This window comes from Camelimonas lactis, assembly GCF_004342915.1.
Classification (GTDB): domain Bacteria; phylum Pseudomonadota; class Alphaproteobacteria; order Rhizobiales; family Beijerinckiaceae; genus Camelimonas; species Camelimonas lactis.
Window position 1 is genome coordinate 122,136 of record NZ_SLWL01000005.1, and the last position, 23,448, is coordinate 145,583.

General features: G+C 66.2%; 20 protein-coding genes. 5 read left to right on the forward strand and 15 right to left on the reverse strand.

The features are described 5' to 3' along the window. Positions 1-38 precede the first annotated feature (38 nt). The 5 genes from ntrX to dusB form a co-directional block, all read right to left on the reverse strand. Positions 39-1,409 carry a nitrogen assimilation response regulator NtrX gene (ntrX, locus tag EV666_RS07890; protein WP_132005709.1) on the reverse strand — a complete coding sequence of 457 codons (1,371 nt, stop codon included), beginning with the start codon at positions 1,407-1,409 and terminating at the stop codon, positions 39-41. Further along, positions 1,406-3,661: a sensor histidine kinase NtrY-like gene (locus EV666_RS07895; protein WP_245514290.1), complete on the reverse strand. Its 2,256-nt coding sequence runs from the start codon at positions 3,659-3,661 to the stop codon at positions 1,406-1,408. The genes ntrX and EV666_RS07895 overlap by 4 nt, the downstream gene beginning before the upstream one ends. A 310-nt stretch (positions 3,662-3,971) precedes the next feature. Continuing rightward, positions 3,972-5,471 (reverse strand): nitrogen regulation protein NR(I), encoded by a 1,500-nt coding sequence (gene ntrC / locus EV666_RS07900; RefSeq protein WP_132005712.1) that lies wholly within the window; start codon positions 5,469-5,471, stop codon positions 3,972-3,974. Positions 5,472-5,475: 4 nt separating this feature from the next. Further along, the gene (locus EV666_RS07905; RefSeq protein WP_207906360.1) at positions 5,476-6,633 is read right to left on the reverse strand and encodes a two-component system sensor histidine kinase NtrB; all 1,158 of its coding nucleotides are present in this window, start codon (positions 6,631-6,633) and stop codon (positions 5,476-5,478) included. Further along, positions 6,630-7,661: a tRNA dihydrouridine synthase DusB gene (gene dusB, locus EV666_RS07910; protein ID WP_132005715.1), complete on the reverse strand. Its 1,032-nt coding sequence runs from the start codon at positions 7,659-7,661 to the stop codon at positions 6,630-6,632. Before dusB ends, EV666_RS07905 begins: the two co-directional genes overlap by 4 nt. Before the next feature lie 174 nt (positions 7,662-7,835). Between dusB and EV666_RS07915 the strand changes: the two genes are divergently transcribed. After that, positions 7,836-9,095: a bifunctional 2-C-methyl-D-erythritol 4-phosphate cytidylyltransferase/2-C-methyl-D-erythritol 2,4-cyclodiphosphate synthase gene (locus EV666_RS07915; protein WP_132005996.1), complete on the forward strand. Its 1,260-nt coding sequence runs from the start codon at positions 7,836-7,838 to the stop codon at positions 9,093-9,095. A 100-nt stretch (positions 9,096-9,195) separates the two neighbouring features. Continuing rightward, positions 9,196-9,693: a CinA family protein gene (locus EV666_RS07920; RefSeq protein WP_132005718.1), complete on the forward strand. Its 498-nt coding sequence runs from the start codon at positions 9,196-9,198 to the stop codon at positions 9,691-9,693. A 184-nt stretch (positions 9,694-9,877) separates the two neighbouring features. On the opposite strand, the gene EV666_RS07925 is transcribed toward EV666_RS07920, so the two are convergent. Both EV666_RS07925 and EV666_RS07930 read right to left on the reverse strand, forming a co-directional pair. Beyond that, on the reverse strand, positions 9,878-11,470 hold the full coding sequence (locus EV666_RS07925) for a DHA2 family efflux MFS transporter permease subunit (RefSeq protein ID WP_132005721.1): 1,593 nt from the start codon (positions 11,468-11,470) through the stop codon (positions 9,878-9,880). Between the two features lie 139 nt (positions 11,471-11,609). Then, positions 11,610-12,773, reverse strand: coding sequence for an HlyD family secretion protein (locus EV666_RS07930; RefSeq protein ID WP_245514291.1), 1,164 nt, complete (start codon positions 12,771-12,773; stop codon positions 11,610-11,612). Positions 12,774-12,954: 181 nt separating this feature from the next. Between EV666_RS07930 and EV666_RS07935 the strand changes: the two genes are divergently transcribed. Continuing rightward, positions 12,955-13,653, forward strand: a complete 699-nt coding sequence (locus tag EV666_RS07935) for a TetR/AcrR family transcriptional regulator (protein ID WP_165909931.1) — start codon at positions 12,955-12,957, stop codon at positions 13,651-13,653. 28 nt (positions 13,654-13,681) lie between these two features. On the opposite strand, the gene EV666_RS07940 is transcribed toward EV666_RS07935, so the two are convergent. The 7 genes from EV666_RS07940 to EV666_RS07970 form a co-directional block, all read right to left on the reverse strand. Then, positions 13,682-14,425 carry a glutathione S-transferase N-terminal domain-containing protein gene (locus EV666_RS07940; RefSeq protein ID WP_132005730.1) on the reverse strand — a complete coding sequence of 248 codons (744 nt, stop codon included), beginning with the start codon at positions 14,423-14,425 and terminating at the stop codon, positions 13,682-13,684. 410 nt (positions 14,426-14,835) lie between these two features. After that, entirely contained in the window at positions 14,836-16,320 is a 1,485-nt protein-coding gene (gene gatB, locus EV666_RS07945) for an Asp-tRNA(Asn)/Glu-tRNA(Gln) amidotransferase subunit GatB (RefSeq protein WP_132005733.1), read from the reverse strand. A gap of 57 nt (positions 16,321-16,377) precedes the next feature. Further along, a complete protein-coding gene (locus EV666_RS07950; RefSeq protein ID WP_132005736.1) occupies positions 16,378-16,755 on the reverse strand; it encodes a 6-pyruvoyl trahydropterin synthase family protein in 378 nt (125 codons plus the stop codon). Next, complete coding sequence (gene queE / locus EV666_RS07955; protein ID WP_132005739.1) at positions 16,755-17,387, reverse strand: 7-carboxy-7-deazaguanine synthase; 633 nt, start codon at positions 17,385-17,387, stop codon at positions 16,755-16,757. The genes EV666_RS07950 and queE overlap by 1 nt, the downstream gene beginning before the upstream one ends. A gap of 46 nt (positions 17,388-17,433) precedes the next feature. Then, entirely contained in the window at positions 17,434-18,915 is a 1,482-nt protein-coding gene (gene gatA, locus EV666_RS07960; RefSeq protein ID WP_132005742.1) for an Asp-tRNA(Asn)/Glu-tRNA(Gln) amidotransferase subunit GatA, read from the reverse strand. Positions 18,916-19,023: 108 nt separating this feature from the next. Then, positions 19,024-19,311 carry an Asp-tRNA(Asn)/Glu-tRNA(Gln) amidotransferase subunit GatC gene (gatC, locus tag EV666_RS07965; RefSeq protein WP_132005745.1) on the reverse strand — a complete coding sequence of 96 codons (288 nt, stop codon included), beginning with the start codon at positions 19,309-19,311 and terminating at the stop codon, positions 19,024-19,026. 301 nt (positions 19,312-19,612) lie between these two features. Beyond that, positions 19,613-20,311: a metal-dependent hydrolase gene (locus tag EV666_RS07970; protein ID WP_132005748.1), complete on the reverse strand. Its 699-nt coding sequence runs from the start codon at positions 20,309-20,311 to the stop codon at positions 19,613-19,615. A gap of 630 nt (positions 20,312-20,941) precedes the next feature. Between EV666_RS07970 and ruvX the strand changes: the two genes are divergently transcribed. Continuing rightward, positions 20,942-21,454, forward strand: coding sequence for a Holliday junction resolvase RuvX (gene ruvX, locus EV666_RS07975; protein WP_132005751.1), 513 nt, complete (start codon positions 20,942-20,944; stop codon positions 21,452-21,454). Positions 21,455-21,558: 104 nt separating this feature from the next. Beyond that, positions 21,559-21,774, forward strand: a complete 216-nt coding sequence (locus EV666_RS07980; protein ID WP_132005754.1) for a hypothetical protein — start codon at positions 21,559-21,561, stop codon at positions 21,772-21,774. A gap of 348 nt (positions 21,775-22,122) precedes the next feature. Here EV666_RS07980 and dprA read toward each other — a convergent pair whose 3' ends face one another. Further along, the gene (gene dprA, locus EV666_RS07985) at positions 22,123-23,433 is read right to left on the reverse strand and encodes a DNA-processing protein DprA (protein WP_132005757.1); all 1,311 of its coding nucleotides are present in this window, start codon (positions 23,431-23,433) and stop codon (positions 22,123-22,125) included. Positions 23,434-23,448: the final 15 nt, after the last annotated feature.

Here is a 23,448-nt window from a genome sequence, read left to right on the forward strand (position 1 = left end):
TGATGATCCAGGCGTTGCTGGCGCCCACGCGACCCGGCTCACGATCCGATGCCCAGCGACTTGAGCTTGCGGTGAAGGGCCGAACGCTCCATGCCAATGAACTCGGCGGTGCGCGAGATATTGCCCGAGAAGCGGTTGATCTGGGCGGTAAGATACTCTCGCTCGAAGATCTCGCGCGCTTCGCGCAGCGCCAGACCCATCAGTTTTTCGCCGCCAGCGCCATTGGGCGTGCTCGGCACCAGCGAGCCGATTTCCGCCGGCAGCATCGAGGCGTCCACCTCCGTTCCGGCGTCGCCGCCGGCCAGGATCATCAGGCGCTCCACATTGTTGCGCAGCTGGCGCACGTTGCCTGGCCAGTCATGCGACTGCAACACCGCCATGGCGTCTTCGGCGATCACCCGCTTCGGCAGACCCGTCGTGGCGGAAATCTGCTCCATGAAGAAGCCGATCAGCTCCGGCACGTCTTCCCGCCGTTCGGCCAGTGAGGGCACGCGAATCGGCACCACGCCCAGCCGGTGATAAAGGTCCTCCCGCAGGCGGCCGGCGGCGATCTCCGCGTTGAGATCGCGACTGGACGAGGAGATGATCCGCACGTCGACATTGACCCGGGTCGCGCCGCCGACGCGCTGGAAGTTCTGGTCCACCAGAACCCGCAGGATGCGCCCCTGCGTCTCCATCGGCATGTCGGCGATCTCGTCGAAATACAGCGTGCCGCCGTGCGCCTCTTCCAGGGCGCCGACGCGGCGGCCGCGTCCTTCCTGCCCCTCGACGCCGAACAGTTCGCTCTCCATGTTCTCGGGCGTGATGGTGGCGGAGTTCACCACCACGAACGGCCCCGAGGCGCGGCCGGAAAGCTGGTGCAGCGTCCGGGCCGCCAGCTCCTTGCCGACGCCGGGCGCGCCCAGAATCATGACGCGGGCGTTGGTGGGCGCAACCCGCTCAACCACCTGTCGCAGATGGTTGACCGGCGCCGACTTGCCGACAATCCGGCTGGCCTGCACCGAATGGGAGCGCAATTCCTTCACCTCGCGCTTCAGCCGCGAGGCTTCCAGCGCCCGGTCGGCGACGAGGATCAGGCGGTCCGCCTTGAAGGGCTTCTCGATGAAGTCATAGGCGCCGCGCTTGATGGCGGTGACGGCGGTTTCGATATTGCCATGGCCCGAGATCATCACCACCGGCAATTCGGGGTGTTGTTCCTTGATGATGTCGAGCAGTTGCAGGCCATCGAGGCGGCTGCCCTGAATCCAGATATCCAGAAACACCAGCGAGGGGCGCCGCGCTTCGAGCAGCGCCAGCGCCTCATCGGAATTCGCCGCCGTGCGGCAACGATAGCCTTCGTCCTCCAGAAGGCCCGCCACCAGATCGCGGATATCGCCTTCATCGTCTACGACGAGAATGTCGGCGCTCATATTGTCCGGCTCCCTGTTTGTGCTGTCTCACTGGCGCGGGCGCCGGCTCCCGGAAAAGGGAACCACAACCGCACGCGGGCGCCGTGGCCGCCTTCGGCGACCGCGGGAGCGTCGAGCAATTCGAGCCCGCCGCCATGCTCCTCAAAAATCTTCAGGACGATCGGCAGGCCAAGGCCGGTGCCGCCCTCGCGCGACGTCTGGTATGGCTCAAGCAGCCGGTTGCGGTGCTCCCGGGGGAAGCCCACGCCATTGTCCGTGACATCGATCACGATCTTTCCGCCCTCCTCGCGCAGCGAAATTTCAACCTTGCCAGCCGCGCGATCTTCGGGGTCAGCCATCCCCTTGATGCCTTCCGTAGCGTTCTTGACAATATTCTGCACCGCCTGCGAGACCAGCCGCCGATCATAGCGCACGCGCAGCGGCCCCGCCGGCATGTCCTCGACAAATGTGATGTCCGGATTGCCGACCCGCATGAGGAACACGACCTCGCGGATGGTGGAAGCGATATCATCCTCATCAATCGTTGGGGCCGGCATGCGGGCGAACGACGAAAATTCATCGACCATCTGCTTCAGATCATCGACCTGGCGAATGATCGTCGCCGTGCATTGGTCAAAGACTTCGCGATCGCTCACGATCACCTTGCCATATTTCCGGCGGATGCGCTCGGCTGAAAGCTGGATCGGCGTCAGCGGGTTCTTGATTTCGTGAGCGATGCGCCGCGCCACATCCGCCCAGGCTGAGGTGCGCTGGGCGTTGACCAGATCGGTGATGTCATCCAGCGTCACCACCACGCCGCCGCTGCTGACATCGCCCTGCTCTGACGTCACGCGCACGTTCAGCATGCGTTCGTGCTGGTCACGGTCGATGGCGATCTGGCGCTGGACCAGCCGGCGCCCCTCGCCCACCTCCTGCAACAGCCCGCTCACCTCGGGCAGCGCCTCGCGGATCGGCCGGCCAACCAGTTCGTCCGCGCCGGCGCGCAGCAGCGTCTCGGCTGACGGGTTGACGATGGTGATGACGCCGGCGGCGTCAACGCCGACCACGCCCGGCGACACGCCCGCCAGCACCGCCTCCATGAAGCGGCGGCGGCGGTCCATCACCTCGGTGGCGGAAACCAGCCCGTCATGCTGGCGACGCAGCTGCCCGGTCATCTTGTTGAAGGTTTCGCCAAGGTGGCCGAGATCGTCGCCGGACTTCTGGGCCGGCACCTGAACGTAATAGTTGCCGCTGGCCACCTGGTCCGCGGCGTGAATCAGCCGGCGCACCGGCGTCACCAGCCGGTTGGCGAAGCTCATGCCGAACCACAGCGCCGACAGCAGCACGATCAGCGCCACCAGCGCGAACATCGAGGCGAAAGCGATCTGGATGCCGAGCTTCTTTTCCTCCAGCACCTGATAATAGGCCACGCCCGCCTCGGCCATGGGCAGGAAGGCGACGGCCTTGGGGTCGACGGTGCGGGCGACGAACAGCACCATGCCGTTCAGCTCCGGCACTTTCTGCACCGCGCCAAAGACATTGCGGTTGCCGGGAATGAGGCAGGTCGCGTCGCTGTCACTGGCGTTCTGCAGGTCCTCGCGCGTCGGCAGCGGCACATTGAGAATCTGGCCGCTGTCGAAACGCTCCACCACCGAGCCGTCCACCGTCATCAGAATGGTGATCGGAAAGCCGAGAAACGCCGAGCGTGATTGCAGGAAATCGTGAAACAGCTTCCGGTCGGCGTCGTAAAGCACCCTTGCGCGGTTCAGGTCGCCGGCCATCAGATTGGCCTCACGCACCACGGTGCGGCACTGGGCGTCGCGATATTCCTTGGCGATCTCCACCGTGTTGGACATCAGCGCCTTGATCGAGCTGATGAACCAGGGATCCAGCCCGCGCTCCAGGGTGATCGAGGCCACCACCGCGACGAGGATCACCGGCACGGCGGCGACGAAACAGAACAGGCTGACGATGTGCACATGCAGGCCGGCGCCCGCCGCGCCGCGCCGCCGCGCCCGCCACAGGCTGACAGTCTGCGCCAGCACGACCACCAGCAGCGCCACCACCAGCAGCGCGTTGACGCCGAGCATCCACGCCACCACCACATGGGTGGGCAGGATGGGCGTCATGCCGGCGAGCACAAGGAAGGTGGAGAAAGCGCAGGTCAGCGCGCAGACGACCAGGATGACGCCGAGCACGCCGGATACGCGCTGTCCCGGATCTGATCCACGCGCGGCGGCAATGTCATTGTGCGCCGTATTGTCGATGCTCAAGCACGCCCCTTCAGCAACACCCGCTCCGCGACCGGTTGCCGGAAACCGGCAAGCACGGTGCGGCAGCCATTTTCCCGAAGCCTCCGCGTCGGGGCAGGACAGACAGCCTCACGTCCCGCCCATACGGCCAGCGGAATCAGCGTGTCGGCACAATCGTCACAGTGTTGTTGAAATACGACATTCTGGAGGCGACGGGAACCGTCGCCCCCACCATATGGCCCGTAACTGGCCGTTTCGGGGTCAATCCACCACGCGCGGCGGCCGGGTCTGGCCGCCAGCCCCCTGGCTACCGCCCTTCCCGCGCCAGGACCTAGCGAACCCGCGCCGAGCGAACGAGTTGCAGATCGAGATCGCGGATCTTCTTGCGCAGGGTATTGCGATTGAGCCCCAGCAACTCCGCCGCCTTGATCTGGTTGCCGCGCGTGGCGGATAACGCCGCGCCGATCAGCGGCCCCTCCACCTCGCGCAGGATGCGGTGATAGAGGCCGGGCGGCGGCAAACCGTCCCGGAAGCCGGAAAAATAATTGGCCAGGTGCTGCTCCACCGAAGCGGAAAGGTTATCCCCGCCGGCTTTCGCGGTGATGGGGGGCGCGGACAGGGCCGGCGCCTGCCGGTGCTGCGCCTCAGGCGCGGCCGCCGCCGCCGCAGCCGGCGTCGGCTCCAGCTCCGCCTGGATGATCGGCGCGGTGATGACGTCCTGCGGATAGAGCGCCGCCAGACGCCGCACCAGATTTTCCAGTTCCCGCACGTTGCCCGGCCAGCGATAACGCTTCAGGCGGTCCATGGCCTCGGCGTCGATCTGCTTGCGCGGCAGCCCCTCCTTCTCCACCAGGGAGAAGAAGTGGCGCATCAGGTCGGGAATGTCCTCAAGACGCTCGCGCAGCGGCGGCAGGCGCAGCGGCACCACATTCAGGCGAAAGTACAGGTCCTCGCGAAAATGGCCGGACTGGATCGAGCCGCGCAGATCCTTGTTGGTGGCGGCGACGATGCGGACATTGGCGCGGATCGGCGTGCGGCCGCCGACGGTGGTGTACTCGCCCTGCTGCAACACCCGGAGCAGGCGGGTCTGCGCCTCCATCGGCATGTCGCCGATCTCGTCGAGGAACAGCGTGCCGCCCTCCGCCTGCTCGAAGCGGCCGGCGCTGCGCTGGGCGGCGCCGGTGAAGGCGCCCTTCTCGTGGCCAAACAGTTCGGCCTCGATCAGGTCGCGCGGGATCGCCGCCATGTTGACGGCGACGAACGGGCCGCCCTTGCGTTTGCCATAGTCGTGCAGCGCCCGCGCCACCAGCTCCTTGCCCGTCCCGGACTCGCCAGTGATCATCACCGTGAGATCCGTGGCCATCAACCGCGCCAGCACGCGGTAGATTTCCTGCATGGCGGCCGAGCGGCCGATCAGCGGAATGTCGTCCCCGTCCTGGGTCTGGGCCGCCAGGCCCTCGCCACGCGGCCGCGATATGGCCCGGCCGACGATCGCCACCAGTTCCTTCAGGTCGAAGGGCTTGGGCAGATATTCGTAGGCGCCGCGTTCGGAGGCGCGCACCGCCGTCATGAACGTGTTCTGGGCGCTCATGACGATGATCGGCATGTCCGGCCGCAGCTTCTTGATGCGCGGCAGCACGTCGAGGGCGTTCTCGTCCGGCATCACCACGTCGGTGATGATGAGGTCGCCGTCGCCCTGCTCCACCCAGCGCCACAGGGTCGAGGCCTGGCCGGTGGCGCGCACCTCGTAGCCCGCCCGCGTCAGCGCCTGGTTCAGCACCGTCCTGATTGCGGCGTCGTCGTCAGCGAGCAGGATTTGTCCGCGAGCCATGGGTTCAAGCCTCCGTCCCCCGGCCGTCATGGGCCGAGTACATGGGCATCAGAACGCGAAACACCGTCCTGTGCGCCACCGATTCACATTCAACGACGCCGCCATGGTCGCCGATGATCCTCGCCACCAATGCAAGACCCAGGCCACTTCCCTGCATCTTGGTGGTGACAAAGGGATCGAACAGGTCTGGCAGCATGTCGGGCGGCACGCCGGGGCCATTGTCGGTGACGCAAAATTCCAGCGGCAGGCTGGTTTTCTGCCGTGATCCCGGCGTCTGGATGTGAATGCCGGCGCGAAACGCCGTGGTCAGGTTGATTTCGCCGTCCTGCGCGTCCGGGCCGATGGCCTCGGCGGCGTTCTTCACAAGGTTGAGAAATACCTGGATCAGCTGGTCGCGGTTGGCGTGGACCGGCGGCAGCGATGGATCATAATGACAGTTGATGCGGATGTGGCGGGCAAAGCCGCTCAGCGCCAGCTTGCGCACGTGGTCGAGCACGCCATGAATGTTCACCGGCTCGCGCCCGGCCGGATGCTCGTCGCTGAAAAACTCCATCCGTTCGACCAGCTTGACGATGCGATCGGCCTCGTCGCAGATGAGCCGGGTCAACTCCTGGTCCTCTTCGCTGGCTGACTGCTCAAGCAGCTGCGCCGCGCCGCGAATGCCGGACAGCGGGTTCTTGATTTCATGCGCCAGCATCGATCCCAGCACGCTCATGGAGCGGCCTGCGCTGCGCGTGGTCAGTTGCCTGTCCAGTTTTTCAGCAATTGTCCGCTCCTGCAGCACAATGATGATATTTTCATCATTCTCCGGCATCGGCGCGGCGAAAATGTCGCTCACCCGCACCCGGGCCGTCCAGGGACGCTCGATGGCGACGCCGTAGCTGTTGACGCTGGTTTTGCGCTGGCGCGCTTCCTCGACGATGGCCAGCACCGGCGAACCGAACGGGAACACCTGATCGAGCGTGCGCCGCTGCAACACGGCGCGGCTCTGCTCGAAGAAGTCCTCGGCGGCCACGTTGACGTAAAGCACCCGATTTCCGGGGCCTACGGTCATGATGGGCGCCGGCATGACATTGAGGATGTCCCCCGCGTCAGGAACCGCGCTGGCGCCAGGCGCCTCCCCGGGGTCCGGGATGTGATCAGCGCCTGACGTTTTGCTCATGCTGCGAAGTCCTGCCTGGCGGAGGTCTGGGGAGCGATGTTTCGGGAAGCGCGGTCCGGAATCGCCCGCAGCATGCGCAACACCTCGTGTGGCTGGCGGGCGGCGGTCAGGGCGGCGCGCAGTTCGGAGGGCGCGCCGGCGTGCGCGGCGAAGGCGGCCAGGTGCTTGCGCGCATGGCGCACGCCCACGTCAACGCCATAGAGACCGAGCATGCACTCATAATGCTCGCACATGGCGGCCACCTGCTCCGCATGCTCAGGCGTCCGGCGGATGTCGCCAGTCAGGCTGGCGGCGATCTCGCCCACCAGCCACGGCTGCCCCAGCGCCGCGCGGCCAACCATCACCGCGTCCGCCCCGGATTGCGCCAGCGCCGCGCGCGCATCGGCGGCGCTGGCGATGTCGCCGTTGACCATCAGCGGCAGGGCGATCGCCTCGCGCACCGCCCTGACCGCGCGCCAGTCGGCGCTTCCCTTGTAGAATTGCTGACGGGTGCGACCGTGCACCGTCACCATGGCGACGCCGGCCGCCGCCGCCCGCCGGGCGAGCTCAGGCGCGTTGCGCGTGGCGTCGTCCCAGCCCAGCCGCATCTTCAGGGTGACAGGAACCGTCACGGCCGCGACCGTGGCCTCCACCAGCGTCAGCGCATGATCCAGGTCGCGCATCAGTGCCGAACCGGACTGGCCGCCCGTGACGCTGCGGGCCGGGCAGCCCATGTTGATGTCAATAATGTGAGCGCCGGCCGCCTCGGCGACACGCGCGCCCTCGCCCATCCAGTGCGCCTCGCAGCCAGCGAGCTGCACCACATGCACGTCGACGCCGGCGCCTTCGGCGCGGGTTGACGCCTCCGCGTCGCCATGGGCGAATGACCGGCAGGCCACCATTTCCGAAACCACCAGCGACGCGCCAAAGCGTCCGGCGAGCCGCCGGAATCCCACGTCCGTCACGCCGGACATCGGGGCCAGCGCCGCGCCGCCGCCGGTCCGCAGTTTGTCAATGGCGTGAAAACCACGCCTCGCCTGGTCGTTCATGATCCATGTCTTTTACCGGCGCGACGCCGCCAGCGCCAGAGCCGGCGACGCCCGCGCCTGTCGCCGCGCCATTTCCCCTCCGCCACAAGATGCACTAAAGGGGCGCGTGAGGTGGAGCCATTCATGACAGGTCAAAACGCAGCGACTGCCCGGCGGGCGCGCAACGAGGCGGACATGGACGCGGATCAGGGCGCCGTGGACGCCATTATTGTCGCCGCCGGTCGCGGCGAACGGGCTGGAGCCGGCGCGCCCAAGCAGTATCGCGATCTCGACGGCGAGCCGGTGCTGCTGCGCAGCCTGCGCAGTTTTCTCGCCTTGCCGGCCATCCGCCGCGTTGTCGTGGTTGTGCGGGCGGAAGATCGCGGCCTGTTCGACGCCGCCGTGGCCGGCCTTGGCGCTGAATATTCCGGCCGGCTGATGTCTGTGGATGGCGGCGCCAGCCGCCAGGCCTCGGTGCGCCACGGCCTGGAGGCGCTGGCGTCGATGACGGCGCCGCCGGACCATGTGCTGATCCACGACGCCGCCCGCCCCTGGGCCAGCGCCAGCCTGATCCGGCGCGCCATCACCGCCGCCAGGACCCATGGCTCCGCTGTGCCGGGGCTCGCCGTGTCGGACACCATCAAAGCGGTCGACGCCTGCGGCCAGGTCACCGCGACCCTGCCGCGTCCGGCCCTGCGCGCCATCCAGACGCCGCAGGCCTTCCGCTTCGCCGCCATTCTCGACGCCCACCGACGCGCCCTTGGCGAACCGGCGGAATTCACCGACGACGCGGCGATCGCCGAATGGGCCGGCCTGCCCGTGCATGTGTTCGAGGGCGAGGCGGCCAACAGCAAGATCACCCATCCACACGATTTCAGGGCGCCTGTCATGCAAGCCCCCGCCGCCAGCCTCATCAGCCGCACTGGCATCGGCTATGACGTGCACGCCTTCACGCCTGGCGACCACATCTGGCTGGGCGGCGTGCGCATCCCCAGCGACCTTGCGGTCACCGCCCATTCCGACGGCGACGTGGTGTTGCACGCCCTCACCGACGCCCTGCTCGGAACCATCGGCGACGGCGACATCGGAACGCATTTCCCGCCCAGCGACCCGCAATGGGCAGGCGCCGCGTCGGACCGGTTCCTGGCGCATGCGGTGCGGCTGGTGCGGGCGCGCGGCGGGGTCATTGATCATCTCGACGTCGTGATCGTTTGCGAATACCCGAAAATCGGGCCGCACCGCGCCGCCATCCGCGCGCGGATTGCGGAAATAGTCGGGGTCGGCGAAACTGCTGTTTCGATCAAGGCGACCACCTCCGAGCGGCTGGGCTTCACCGGTCGCCGCGAGGGCATCGCCGCCCAGGCTGTCGCCTCCGTCCGGCTGCCAGGCCCGGGCTCATCCGGCGACACGGACGGGCGCATCGCATCCGGGGAACACCCCGAGCCGGCGAAGTGACGTAAAACGCCCGCTCCGCGTCGGCGTTCTCGCCAGCGCAACCATGCGGGCCGCGAACGTTTCGCCCTGACCTCATGCTCACATCAACGGGGAAAGCGCCATGATCATCGCGCCGGACATCGAACGGCAGGCTGAAGATTTGCTGGCTTTTTACCGCCGCTACCGGCTGACGCTCGCCACTGTCGAATCCTGCACCGGCGGTCTTGTCGCCGCCGCGCTCACCGGCATACCGGGCGCATCGGACGTCATCGACCGCGGCTACGTCACCTATTCCAATCGCGCCAAGCACGAGATGGTCGGCGTGCCGAAGGAGCTGCTGGAGCGTTTCGGCGCGGTCAGCGAACAGGCGGCGCGGGCCATGGCCATCGGCGCCCTGTCGCGCTGCCCGGCCAACGTCACCGTCGCCATCACCGGCATTGCCGGCCCTGGCGGCGGCAGTGAGGACAAGCCGGTGGGCCTGGTGCATTTCGCCGCCGCCCGCGAAGGCCGCGAGACGCTGCATGTGGAGCGCCAGTTCGGCGAGATCGGCCGCGAGGCGATCCGCGCGGCGTCGGTGTTGCAGGCGTTTGATCTGCTTCGCCAGATGGCGGAAGAGTAAGCCGCCCTCCGCCGGGCGGCGCCTTTTATGGTTTTGCCCGCCAGCGGGGCGCTGCCTGCCGGCGGGGGGCTTTGCCGGGCATGACTCGTGGCGGCCTTGCCACGCGCTTCCGGCAAGCCCCGCGTAACCCGCGCTCATGCGGGAAAGCGGCCGATGCATCGGCGCGCGCCCGATGACCGGCGTTTCAGTGGGCGTCCACCTGAACGCCGGCGTCCGGCTTGTTGATGAACGGCGTCAGGAAAATCAGCGCGACGAACAGGAAGCTCAGCAGGTAGAAGACGTCGGCGAAAGCCATCACCGTCGCTTCGCGTCGCACCAGCTGCGCCATCTGTTTCAGCGCCGCCATGTCCGCGTCCGATCCCCGCGCCGCCATCGCGCCGGTCAGGGCGGAAAGCCGCTCCAGCGCCACATCGCGCGACCAGGTCACCTGTTCGGCCAGGCGTTGCAGATGCAGGTCCATGCGGTTGTTCAGCACGGTGTTGATCAGCGCCAGGCCCACGGCGCCGCCGAGGTTTCGCGTCAGGTTAAACAGGCCCGAGGCGTTTTTCACCTCATCGGGCGGCAGGGTGCCGAGGGCGATGTTATTCACCGGCACCATGCAGGCCATGATGCCGACGCCGCGCAGGATTTGTGGAATGAACAGCTCCCAGAAATCCCAGTCGGCGGTGATGCCCGTCACCATCCATGTGCCCAGGGCGAACGCGCCGAAGCCGATGCCGATCAGCACGCGCTGGTCCATTATCGCGGAGAGCCTGCCGATGAAGGGCGCCGACAGAAACATCGCCGCGCCGGTGACGAACATGGTTTCGCCAATCTGCAACGGCGAATAGCCGCGGATGCGGGCGAGGTAGATGGGGTAAAGATAGGTCAGCCCGTACAGGCCGATGCCCATGACGAAGCTGAACAGCGACCCGGCCGCGAAATTGCGGTTGGTGAAAGCGCGCAGATTGACGACGGGCTCGTCCACCGTGAGCGTTCGCCAGAAGAACAGCCCCGAGGCGACGATGGCCACGGCGGTGAAAACAACGATATATTCGTCGGAAAACCAGTCCTTTATCGGACCTTCTTCAAGCACGAACTCAAGACTGCCCAGAAACAGGGCCATCGTGATCAGCCCGGTCCAGTCGAAGCGCCGCAGCAGCGCGAAATCCGGTTCGTCGAAGTCGATCAGCGTGACCGAGAGTATGGTCACCACGATCCCGGGCACGATGTTGATCAGGAACAGCCAGTGCCAGGAGAAGATGTCGGTGAGATAGCCGCCGACGGTGGGGCCGATGGTCGGCGCCATGGTGGCGACAAGGCCGATGATCGGCGAGACGATCGGACGTTTTTCCGGCGGAAACACCGTGAACGCCGCCGCGAACACCGTGGGGATCATGCCGCCGCCGATGAACCCCTGCAGCGCCCGGTAGACGATCATCTGCTCGATCGTCGTGGCCGTGGCGCACATCAGGCTCATGAAGGTGAAGCCCGCGGCGGATATGGTGAAGAGCACCCGCGTCGACAGCGCCCGCGACAGGAAGCCCGACAGCGGAATCATGATCACTTCGGCGATCAGATAGCTGGTCTGTACCCAGGGGATTTCGTCGGCGCTGGCGCTGAGGCCAGCCTGGATCTGCGGCAAGGACGCGGAAACGATCTGAATATCCAGAATCGCCATGAACATGCCGAACACCATCGCGATGAAGGCGATGAACCGGCGCTTGTCGAGTGGCGGCGCGACCGGCGTCGCCGGAACGGCGCCGGCGATCCCGGATGCGGTGGCGGCGGCTGTCATGACCGTGATCCCCTGACCGTCCGGGGCCGGGATCATCCCAGGGGCCTGGCCGGCATGTCGTCCTCGCGCTGCTGCGCTTTTTCAAACAACGGTCCGCGCGCCGCCTCCGGCGCCCGCCCCGCGAACGGCTCTGGCCTGATCAGGGCGCTTTCGCCTGCGCCTTCGGCCCGGTGCGCGCGTCCACCGTCGCCACCACGGAGAGGCCCGGGCGCAGCACATGCTCCGCCGCCTCTTCCCGTTCGATGGAGAGCCGCACCGGCATGCGCTGCACGATCTTGGTGAAGTTGCCGGTGGCGTTATCCGGCGGCAGCAGGCTGAACAGCGCGCCAGACGCCGGCGACAGGCTTTCCACCGTGGCGGTGAAATGCCGGTCCGGATAAGCGTCGACGGTGATTTCCACCTTCTGCCCGGGCTTCAGCCTGGAGATCTGCGTTTCCTTGAAATTGGCGTCGATATAGACCTCGTCGAGCGGCACCAGCGCGGCGAGGCGCTGGCCCGGCTGGACATACTGGCCCGTCTGCACCGCCTTGTTGCCCACCACGCCGTTGATGGGCGAACGCACCTCGGTGAACGACAGGTCGCGCTCCGCCTTGCTGGTGGCGATGCGGTATTCGTTGAGCACGGCCTCGGCCTCGCCCTTCTGCGCGATCAGCACCGCGACATTGGCGTTGGCGGACGCCAGAGCCGCCTTGGCCGCCATCAGCGAGCTGTCGGCCCGGGCCTGGTCGGCGCGCGCCAGCTCCAGCTTCTGCTGGCTGGCGAAGTCGCGTTGGGCCAGCTTGTTCTGGCGCTCCAGCTCGGCGTGGGTGCGGATGACGTCCGCCTCGGCGGCGGGAATCTGCGCCTGCGCCTGGGCGACGGCGGCGCGGGCGGCGTCAATCTGGTGCGAGATGCGGTCGAGCGCCGCCAGCTGGGTCTTTTCCTTGCCCCGCGCCGATTCGAGCGCCAGGCGGTAGTCGCCCGAGTCGATACGGGCGATGACGTCGCCCACCTTCACGTCCTGGTTATTGTCCACCAGAACCTCGGTCACATAGCCGGAAACCTTGGCGGCCAGCAGGGTGATGTCGGCCCGCACGTAAGCGTCGTCGGTCGAGACCATGAAACGGCCGGTGGTCCACCAGTAAGCGCCAGCCCAGACGACGCCCGCAACAGCCGCGACCGCCAGACCACCCAGGATGACTTTCTTCCGGCTCCGGCGCGGCTGCGCCGTGGCGTGATCGGTCGCATGGGCCGCCGTCACGTCCTGGCGCGCCCCCACCGGGGCGCCGCCGCCCATACCGCCAGCATTGTCCTGCCTGCTCATCAAACATCTCCAGGCGCTCTTCGCCATCTGGCGCCTTGTCCCGACAGAGAACAGTTGATTATTTTGACCGAACCGTTCAGTCAATGGATGAAACGGATAACGGCGCCGAACTCACAGCAGTTCCGGCAGCCGCCAGATTTCCGCCAGGTCAAGGCGACCCGCGAGTTAAGGTATGCAAAAAATGACCTCGCCTGCACCAGGGCATGCACTGCCAGCAGATCAGTCCCGCGCCAGGGGCGAGACCGACGCCGGCGCGCGCGCCGTGACGGCGGCGCCGTTGGCGCCAGACGGCAAGCGTGACCAGATCCTCGCCGGCGCGCGCCAGGTTTTTCGTTCCCAGGGGTTCGATGCGGCCAGCATGGACGGCGTCGCCCGCGCCGCTGGCGTGTCGAAAGGCACCCTGTACGTTTACTTCACCAGCAAGGAAGGGCTTTTCGCCGATCTGGTGCGGGCGGACCTGCAGGCGGCGGCGGAACAGCAGGCCATTCTGGACCGCAACAACCCGGATATACGCGCCGTCCTGCACGCCTATGGCGTCAGCTTTATCCGCCGCATGCTGGAGCCGGAGCATATCGCCATGGTGCGCATGGTGATCGCCGCGTCAATCAAGCTGCCGGCGCTGGGCCAGATCTTTTATGAGGCGGGCCCGGAACACGGGATCAACCACCTCTCCGGCTATCTTGATGAATGCACGGCGCGGGGCCAGCTGGATATTCCGGACACCGCCCTGGCGGCCGCTCAATTTTATGAGCTGTGCCAGGGGGCCATCGTCAAACCGCTGTTCTTTGGCGCGCCGTCCGACACCTCGGACACCTCCATCCAGAAGACCATCGTCTCGGCGCTCGACATGTTCATGGGGCGCTACCGCCCCGGCGCCTGACGCCACCAACCGGCCAGGGGCGGCCCGGCTACCTTTCCGACCCGGCGGGCTTGCCGGCGACACCGGGAAGTCCCAGGCCAAAAAGGATTTTTTGCGCCGCGGGATCGGCGGCCAGATTGGTCTTGTCCCGGTCGTCGGCGCGGACCGCGAGGCCGCGCTGCACCGCCGGCCGGGCTTCCATCTGCTTCAGCCAGCGTTGCACATGGGGAAACGCCGTAATGTCCTGCCCCTGACGCTCCCACAGGCGGGCCCAGCCATAGGTCGCCATGTCGGCGATTGAATAGGCGTCGCCCAGCCATTCCCGGTCGGCCAGCCGCCGGTCCATCACCCCATAAAGACGGCCGACCTCGCGGGTATAGCGCTCAATGGCGTAAGCGAACTTTTCTGGCGCGTAGATGCGGAAATGGTGCGCCTGCCCGGCCATGGGGCCAAGCCCGGCCACCTGCCAGAACAACCACTCGTCAACAGCGACCCGCTGGCGTTCATCCGCCGGGTAAAACAGGCCGGTCTTGCGACCGAGATACTGGAGAATGGCGCCCGATTCAAAAACAGAAATCGGCTGGCCGCCCGGCCCTTCAGGATCGATGATCGCCGGCATGCGGTTGTTCGGGGAGATGGCGAGGAATTCCGGCCTGAACTGGTCGCCCTTGGCGATATTGACCGGCCGGACCACATAAGGAAGGCCACATTCCTCAAGCATGATCGAGATTTTCCAGCCATTGGGCGTTGGCCAGTAAAACAGTTCGATCGGCGCGGTTTGGGCTTCCGCCATCAATGTCTCCCCAGGCCGGCCTGAAGGCCGGATCCACCGGTTCTTGTCCCTGTGCCCCGCGAACACGTCGCCTTCCGTCGCCAGGTTCGCGCCGGGCAGACGGCTGGGGCAGGACAGCCAGTCTGTCCAGAACAATACAGGTTGACAAGGAACTGGCCAGCCCCCGGTCAGCGGCCAGATCCCCATCCACAAACCATGTTCCCTGGTTGGCTCCGGAACACGACGGAGCCCCTCCAGGCCCCGGCAGCATAATCAAATCGGCGTGAGGAAGGCAATTGGCCGGCGGCCCAGGAGCTCGCCATCACCAGGCGAGCAAACACAAAGGCGTGCAAACACAAAAAAGCCCGGACGTTTTCGCATCCGGGCTCCCGGCGGAAACGCGCCGCCGGACCGGCGGCGCCCTCTTTGACTCAGAGGCCGAGCCTGGCCTTCACCAGTTCGTTCACCGCCTGCGGATTGGCCTTGCCCCCCGTCGCTTTCATGACCTGGCCGACGAACCAGCCAGCCAGGGTTGGCTTGGCCTGCGCCTGGGCGACCTTGTCGGGGTTGGCGGCGATGATCTCGTCCACGGCCTTTTCGATGGCGCCCGTGTCGGTGACCTGCTTCATGCCGCGCGCTTCGACGATGGCGCGCGGATCACCGCCCTGCTCCTCGACCATGATCGCCAGCACATCCTTGGCGATCTTGCCGGAAATGACGCCTTCGCCGATCAGATCGACGATGCCCGCCACCTGCTCCGGCGTGATGAAGGTTTGTGACACCGCCTTGCTGACAGAATTGGCGTAAGCGGAAATGTCGCCCATGATCCAGTTGGCCACTGCCTTGGCGTCGCGCTTGCCGCCGCCGGCGTTCAGCGCCGCCTCGAAATAATCCGCCGTGTCCTTGTCCGCCACCAGCAGGCCGGCGTCGTAAGCCGGCAGGCCGAGAACGTTGATGAACCGCGCCTTTTTCTCATCCGGCAGCTCCGGCAGATGCGCGGCGAGATCGTCCACCAGCTCCTGCGGGAACACCAGCGGCAGCAGGTCTGGATCGGGGAAATAACGGTAGTCGTGCGCCTCTTCCTTTGAGCGCATCGAACGGGTTTCACCCTTGCCCGGATCGAACAGGCGGGTTTCCTGGTCGATGACGCCGCCATCCTCCAGGATACCGATCTGGCGGCGGGCCTCATACTCGATGGCCTGGCCGATGAAGCGGATGGAATTGACGTTCTTGATCTCGCAGCGGGTGCCAAGGCCCTCGCCGGGGCGCCGCACCGAGACATTGACGTCGGCCCGCAGCGAGCCTTTTTCCATGTCGCCGTCACAGGTGCCCAGATAACGCAGGATCGAGCGCAGCTTGGTCACATAGGCCTTCGCCTCCTCGGAACTGCGCAGGTCCGGCCTGGAGACGATCTCCATCAGGGCGACGCCCGAGCGGTTCAGGTCGACGAAGCTCATGGTCGGGTGCTGGTCGTGCAGCGACTTGCCGGCGTCCTGCTCCAGATGCAGGCGCTCGATGCCCACCTCGACCTGGGCGCCGTTTTCGAGGTCGATGGTCAGCACGCCCTCGCCGACGATCGGGTCCTTGAACTGGCTGATCTGGTAGCCCTGCGGCAGGTCCGGATAGAAATAGTTCTTGCGGTCGAACACCGAGCGCAGATTGATCTGCGCCTTGAGGCCAAGGCCCGTGCGAATGGCCTGCCTGACGCACTCCTCATTGATGACCGGCAGCATGCCTGGCATCGCCGCGTCCACCAGCGACACGTGATCGTTCGGGTCACCGCCAAATTCGGTGGAGGCGCCAGAGAACAGCTTGGCGTTGGAGGACACCTGGGCGTGCACCTCCATGCCAATCACCACTTCCCAGTCGCCGGTGGCGCCCTTGATCAGTTTTGGCATGCGCACGGGAGCATTCATCGGGTCATCCTTCCGGCGGTCTCTCGCCGCCTCACGTCCAGACAGGGGTGGGGGCGCTCAGGCCGCCTCGCCAAAATAGGTGCATTTCTCGCCATTGGAGTCGCGGTGGACCGTCACCGCCGCGAGGCCAGGACAGGCCGGATGCAGCTTGCGCCAGATCCACAGGGCAAGATTTTCCATGGTGGCCGGCCCAAGGTCCGGCACCTCGTCAAGAAAGCGGTGATCCAGCCCGTCGCGCGCCGTCTCCATGGCCCGCTCGAACAGGGTCAGGTCGATAATCATGCCGGTCGCCGGATCAGGACGGCCGCGCACCGTCACCTCGGCCCGGTAGGAATGGCCATGGATGCGCCGGCTACTCTCCACCTCGCGCGTTTCCGCCGCCCGGTGCAGGGTGTGGGCCGCCTCGAAGCGGAACTGTTTCGACAGCTCGAACATCACGGAATACCGATTACCTTGTGTGTCTGCACGCTCAGCCGCCACTGCGGGTGGTCCATGCACCATTGCACGGCGGCGGCGGTGTTGGCGGCCCGATCGGGACCGTCCATCGGTTGCAGAAAAAAATGAGCGAAATCAAGGTCGGCCACCGCATCCGGCATCAGGGTTGGCTGCGGGAACACCAGTTTCAGCTCATGGCCGCGCCGCTGCGCGAGGTCCGCGCCGGCCTTCGGGCTGACGCAGATCCAGTCGAGGCCTTCCGGCGCGGCGATGGTGCCATTGGTCTCCACCGCGCAGCGGAAACCACGGCGATGCGCCTCGGCCAGCGCCGGCGCGTCCAGTTGCAACAGCGGCTCGCCGCCGGTGAAAACGATCAGCCGGTTGACGCGCCCCGGGCCCCAGGCCGCCTCGATGGCGTCCAGCAGCGCCGCTGGCGATGCGAACCGTCCGCCGCCCTCGCCGTCCATGCCGACGAAGTCGGTGTCGCAGAACTGGCAGACCGCCTTGTGGCGGTCTTCTTCACGGCCGGTCCAGAGATTGCAGCCGGCGAAGCGACAGAATACGGCGGCGCTGCCAGCCTGGGCGCCTTCGCCCTGCAATGTCTTGAAGATTTCCTTGACCGCATAGGTCATGGCCATGCTCCAGCCCAGCCGGGCTCCCCGCTGACGAACGCGCCTGTCAGCGCCACCAGGATGCGGCCGGCGCGAAACGGCCCGCCGCCTGCTCGATCACCTCGCCCGCCGCGAACAGGGTTTCCTCGTCGAACGGCTTGCCGATCAGTTGCAGCCCCAGCGGCAGCCCCTGCGCGTCCAGCCCCGCCGGCACGGAAATGCCCGGCAGGCCCGCCAGGTTCACCGTCACGGTGAAGATATCGCTCAGATACATCTCCACCGGATCGGCGGCGATCTTCTCGCCAAGACCAAAGGCGGCGGAAGGCGTCGTTGGCGTCAGGATGGCGTCGACGCCATTGGCGAAGGCCGCGTCGAAATCGCGCTTGATCAGCGCCCGCACCTTCTGGGCCCGCACGTAATAGGCGTCGTAATAACCGGCCGACAGCACATAGGTGCCGGTCATGATGCGGCGCTTCACCTCGCGGCCGAAACCGGCGGCGCGGGTGTTCTCGTACATGCTGGCGATGTCCTTGCCGTCAACGCGCACGCCGTAGCGCACGCCGTCGTAACGGGCGAGGTTCGAGGACGCCTCCGCCGGGGCGATGATGTAATAGGCCGCCAGGGCGTATTGGGTGTGCGGCAGCGACACCTCGACCACATTGGCGCCGGCGTCGCGCAGCCACTGGGCGCCGCGCTCCCACAAGGCGTCGATTTCCGCCGACATGCCCGGCGCGCGGTATTCCTTCGGAATGCCAATGGTCAGGCCCTTGACCCCGCGCTTCACCGCGGCCTCAAAGTCCGGGACCGGCGCGTCAAACGACGTGGTGTCCTTCAGGTCGAGGCCCGTCATCGACTTCAGCATGATCGCCGCGTCCTGCACCGTGCGGGCGATCGGCCCGGCCTGGTCCAGCGACGACGCGTAGGCGATGATGCCCCAGCGCGAGCAACGGCCGTAAGTCGGCTTGATTCCCACCGTGCCGGTGTAGGCCGCCGGCTGGCGGATCGAGCCGCCGGTGTCGGTGGCGGTGGCCGCGAGGCACAGCTTGGCGGCGACGGCGGCCGAAGAGCCGCCGGATGAGCCGCCCGGCACGATGGCGGCGTCAGAACCGTCCCGCCGCCACGGCGAGATCACCGGACCGAAACACGAGGTTTCGTTCGACGAGCCCATGGCGAACTCGTCATTGCTGAGTTTGCCCAGCATCACGGCGCCGTCGGCCCACAGCTTCGCGGTCACGGTCGATTCATAGCCGGGAATGAATTCGCCCAGAATCCTGCTGCATGCGGTGGTGCGCACGCCCTCGGTGCAGAACAGATCCTTGACGCCAACCGGCAGTCCTTCGAGCGGGCCAGCTTCTCCTGCGGCGATGCGGGCGTCGCTGGCCGCCGCCATGGCGAGCGCCTTTTCCGGCGTCTCCAGCACATAGGCGTTGAGAGCGCGCGCCTGCTCCATCGCCTGAACATGGGCGCGGGTCAGTTCGACTGCGGAGAACTGCTTCGCCCGCAGTCCGTCACGCGCCTCGGCCAGGGTGAGATCGGTCAGATCAGACATGTGCGTCTTTCAAACTCGGGGGCAAACTTGCAAACGTGGGCCAGGCCAGACGCCCGCGCGGCAGGCGGGGAACGACAGGCGGGCGGTGGGCGGCGGAACGCGCCGCGGTTACTCGACCACCTTGGGAACCAGGAAGAAATTGTCCTCGCTCACCGGCGCATTGGCCACGACCTTCGCCGCATAACCGCCGTCGGTGACTTCATCCGCCCGCAGGCGCATGGTCATGGCCATGGCCGAGGTCAGCGGCTCGACGCCGGAGACGTCGATCTGGCCAAGCTGCTCCACGAACGCCAGAATGGAGTTCAGCTCATCCTCAAGGTGCGGAACGTCCGCGTCGCTCACCGCGATGCGGGACAGATGGGCGATACGTCGGACAGTGGTCGCATCGACGGACATGCCGCCTCCGTTGGGTTCTGGCGTTGGTCTGGACCAACACTGACGATAACCGCTCCGCCAGCGCAACAGCGGAGCAACGCCAGGAATTGTGGGGTTCGGACTGCCCGGGGGCTTGCCTCTGGCGCGCCGCCGGACGAATGTCGGGGCTATAGCACCCAGGGCGCCAGCGCTGCAACAATTGCGGCCCATGCGCCAGCCCGGGCGACAAGGCGCGAAGTACAAAAAGCCGGACAGACCCGTTCCGGTCCGTCCGGCCATGCCGCCAGCTACGCCGGCGGAAACGCAACAGCTGCGCCTGACGTCACACCGTGAAGGCCTCGTTCTTCGTCGGCAGGATGACGCGGGTCGGCGCGCCTTCCATGGCGTCGACGAACTTGCGGGCGTCCTGATCAAGCAGCGGGAAGGTGGCGTAGTGGCACGGAACCACCGCCTTCAGGCTGAAGAACTTGCGCACGGCGAAAGCGGCGTGTTCCGCGCCCATGGTGAAGCGGTCGCCGATCGGAACGAACGCGATCTCCGGCGCATACAGTTCATTGATCAACGCCATGTCCGAGAACACGTCGGTGTCGCCCATGGCGTAAACCGTCGGCTCGCCTTCGGCGCGGACGATGATGCCGTTGGGGTTGCCGAGCGGCCGGTCGACGCCGGCCTCGATCATGCCGGCCGAATGATCGGCGCGCACCAGGGTGACGCGGAAGCCGCCCACATCGACGGTGCCGCCGGTGTTCATCGGCTCAAACTTCTCCAGCCCCTGGGTCGCCAGGTGCATGCACAGGTCATAATTGGTGACGACCGTCGCGCCGGTGCGTTTGGCGATGTCGACCGTGTCGCCCACATGGTCGCCGTGGCCGTGGGTGACGAGAATATGGGTGACGCCCTTCTCGATGGCGCTGATGTCGCCGTCGAACGACGGATTGCCAGTGAAGAACGGATCGATCAGGACGGCGCGGCCGCCGAAATCCAGACGAAACGCCGAATGACCATACCAGGTGATCTGCATCTGTTTCTCCCCTAGGGCATTTTCGGGAAAAGTGAATTCCACTTTTCGTGAAGAAAATGCGTTTAAACAAATAGATATGGCGTTTTCCAGCCGGCGGCCGCCGCTTTGCGTCGGGAAAACGCGTCGAACCAGACAAGACCGGACAAAATCCGGCTTGTGTACATGGACCTTGCGCCTGACGGATCTTCCGGCGAAGCGGGCGCGTTTGCCTGGGAGCACATCGAACCGGATCGGACGGGGTAACCCGCGCCCTCTCCCTGTCCCCCAACCAGCCGCGCGACTTCCGGATGGCGCCCTCAGGGAGGTTTACGGCAAGAGCCGCCCGAAATCACCCCCGCGCGGGCCGGCGCGAACAGACTGTTCCGTTGACCGCCAGCAGCGCCGCGTCAGGATCACTGCCAGGTTACAACCCAAGGTAGCACCTGGTCGCATCAGGTCCACGCCCGGGGAATGCGCCCGACATACGCGGACAAATCCCCCCGGGCGGCGCGATCTGGCCGCCGGCGCTGCTGGACAGTTGCGCCCGGGCGCGCCAGATGCTGGCTGCGATTTCCAGGAACAGCGGGCAGCCGCGCCCGCGTGCCTCAGATACAGTGACCGACAGGCGCCGTCAGATCAGGAGACATGGCCATGACGAATTCCCATCAGGACCCGACGGCGCCCGAAAGCCTGAGGCGGTTCCTGTCCCTGCCCCCGGGCGCGCGCCTGCTCGGGCTCGATCTCGGCACGAAAACCATTGGACTTGCCCTCTCCGACGTTAACCTCACCGTCGCAACCTCGCTGGAAACCATCCAGCGCAAGAAGTTCACGCCCGACGCCGCGCGCATCCTCGAGGTCGTCAGCAAATTCAATGTCGGCGGTCTGGTGTTTGGCTGGCCCCTCAACATGGATGGAAGCGAAGGCCCGCGCACCCAGGCCACCGCCGCTTTCATGCGAAACCTTGCAAAACTGACAGACATTCCGATGGCGACCTGGGATGAACGGCTCAGTACTGCCGCCGTTACGAGAATGCTGATAGATGCGGACGCATCGCGCGCCAGACGAGGAGAAGTTGTTGACAAGCTGGCGGCTTCATACATCTTGCAGGGCGCTCTTGATCGCCTGGCCCAGATTGGCGCGACGTCAGATCCCGGCGCCAACTAAAACACCTACCCGCAACTAATGATTGCAATAACGATTTGGCGGTGATTTTCTAACTGCCATGTCCAAGCTGGGTCCCGTCACCCATAACGATGACATGGTGAAGCATGAACCGGCCTCCCACTGATTTCGGCGCGCATCCCCTCATACCCGTGCCGGAGCCATCTTCCACGGATATCGCCCAGTATATCGAGCAGATCACCCTTGAGCTGTACCATCTCGCCAGACACAAGCAGCTGGATCTTCTGGCCTATTTCCTGACAATGGCCAATATGGAAGCGCAGGAGCAGGCGCGATCCTCCCAGGACGGTTTTCGCGACTGACGCGACGGAATGCGGCTCCTTTCGCTGCCCCCTGAACGCGGCCAGCTTCCGGGACGGCGGCAGCAGATGTTCCCCCCAAATTGATAGCTCTAACAATAAGCCCCTGCGGGAAGATCGCGGGAAAGAATCCCCATGACGGCGCATCGAAACGTGATGGCGTCAGACCCACGATCGTGAATCAGCCTCCGGCCGACGCCGCTTCCCTGGCCCGGAACAGCCGAAAATCTCCGGCCCGGCGCATATTCATGGGGATATCTGTCCACACCGAAAGACCACGCGCTGACGTATGCCTTCACAGAAAATGGCGACGATTTTCCACGCAACAGCTCCCGGCGCCCTGGCCAGCGATTAGCGCGCCGCCAACGAAATAGCCTGGGCGCCATGGCGCTCCAGCCTGCCCGCCAGATCAAGCTCGACAAGCGCCACATTCACATCCCCGGCGCTCAGCCCCGAAAGACGGATCAGATCATCCACGGTCAGGGGCGATGGGCCGAGTAACCGCGCCACGGCGGTCACGGCTGAATCGCCTGCGTCCAGCTCGCCGCCAACGGGAGCTTCGCGGATAACCGCCGGCCCGCCCACATCGTCAGCGGCCTGACCGGCCCTGTCGAACACGGACGCCTCCTCCTCGAACGCCCAGGATAATGGCGCCGAGGCCGGCCGCATGGTTTCCCCGCTCCCGTCATCGTCAAGGAAATCCGCCCCGAGTTCATCCCAGAGCGCCTCCTCCACGTCCGGCGGCGCCTCAAGCAATCCGGGGCCGGGATCCATATCGAAGCGCTCGTGGCCACGCATCGGCGCCAGCACATCAAGCACATCCGCCGCGGCGCAACAGATCGTCGCTCCATCGCGCAACAACCTGTTGGTCCCGGCGGCGCGCGGATCCATGGGCGAACCGGGGACGGCGAATACCTCCCGGCCCTGCTCCGCCGCGAAACGCGCCGTGATCAGGGAGCCAGAGCGCAGCGCCGCCTCAACCACGACCACGCCGAGGGACATGCCGGATACGATGCGGTTTCTCCGGGGAAAATCCCGGCCGCGCGGCGTCCATCCCATGGGCATTTCGCTGACCACCGCGCCGCGCTCGAGGATGGCGTCCAGCAACCTGTCGTGCTCGCGCGGATAGATGCGATCATGGCCGCCCGCCAGCACGGCGACCGTGCCCGTAAGCAGGCTGGCGCCGTGGGCGCGCGCATCGACGCCGCGGGCAAGCCCGGAAACCACGCCATAGCCGGCGCCGCCAATCTCGCCGGCCAGCGTTTCAGCAAAACGCATGCCGCTGGCGGAGGCATTGCGCGACCCCACGATGGCCACGCAGGGCAAATCCAGCGTCGCCGCCTGCCCCCGGATCGCCAGCATCGGCGGCGCGCTGTCGATAACCCGCAGGGCCGGCGGATAGCCGGCCTCCCCCCTGGCGACAAAACGCACGCCCATCCGCTCCGCCGCGTCCAGCTCCCGGGCGATCAGGTCGCGGGACAGCGGCGCCACCGCCCGGCCGCGGCGGGCGCCCAGCGACGGCAACGCCTCCAGCGCCGCGCCAGCGCTGCCATATCGGGCGAAAAGCTTGAAGAAAGTCCGGGGTCCAACGCCATCCGTGCGCAGCAACCGCAACCAGTCAAATCGCGTCTGGTCGTCAAGCAGGCGCGGCGGCGACCCCATCAGCCGGCCCCTGAA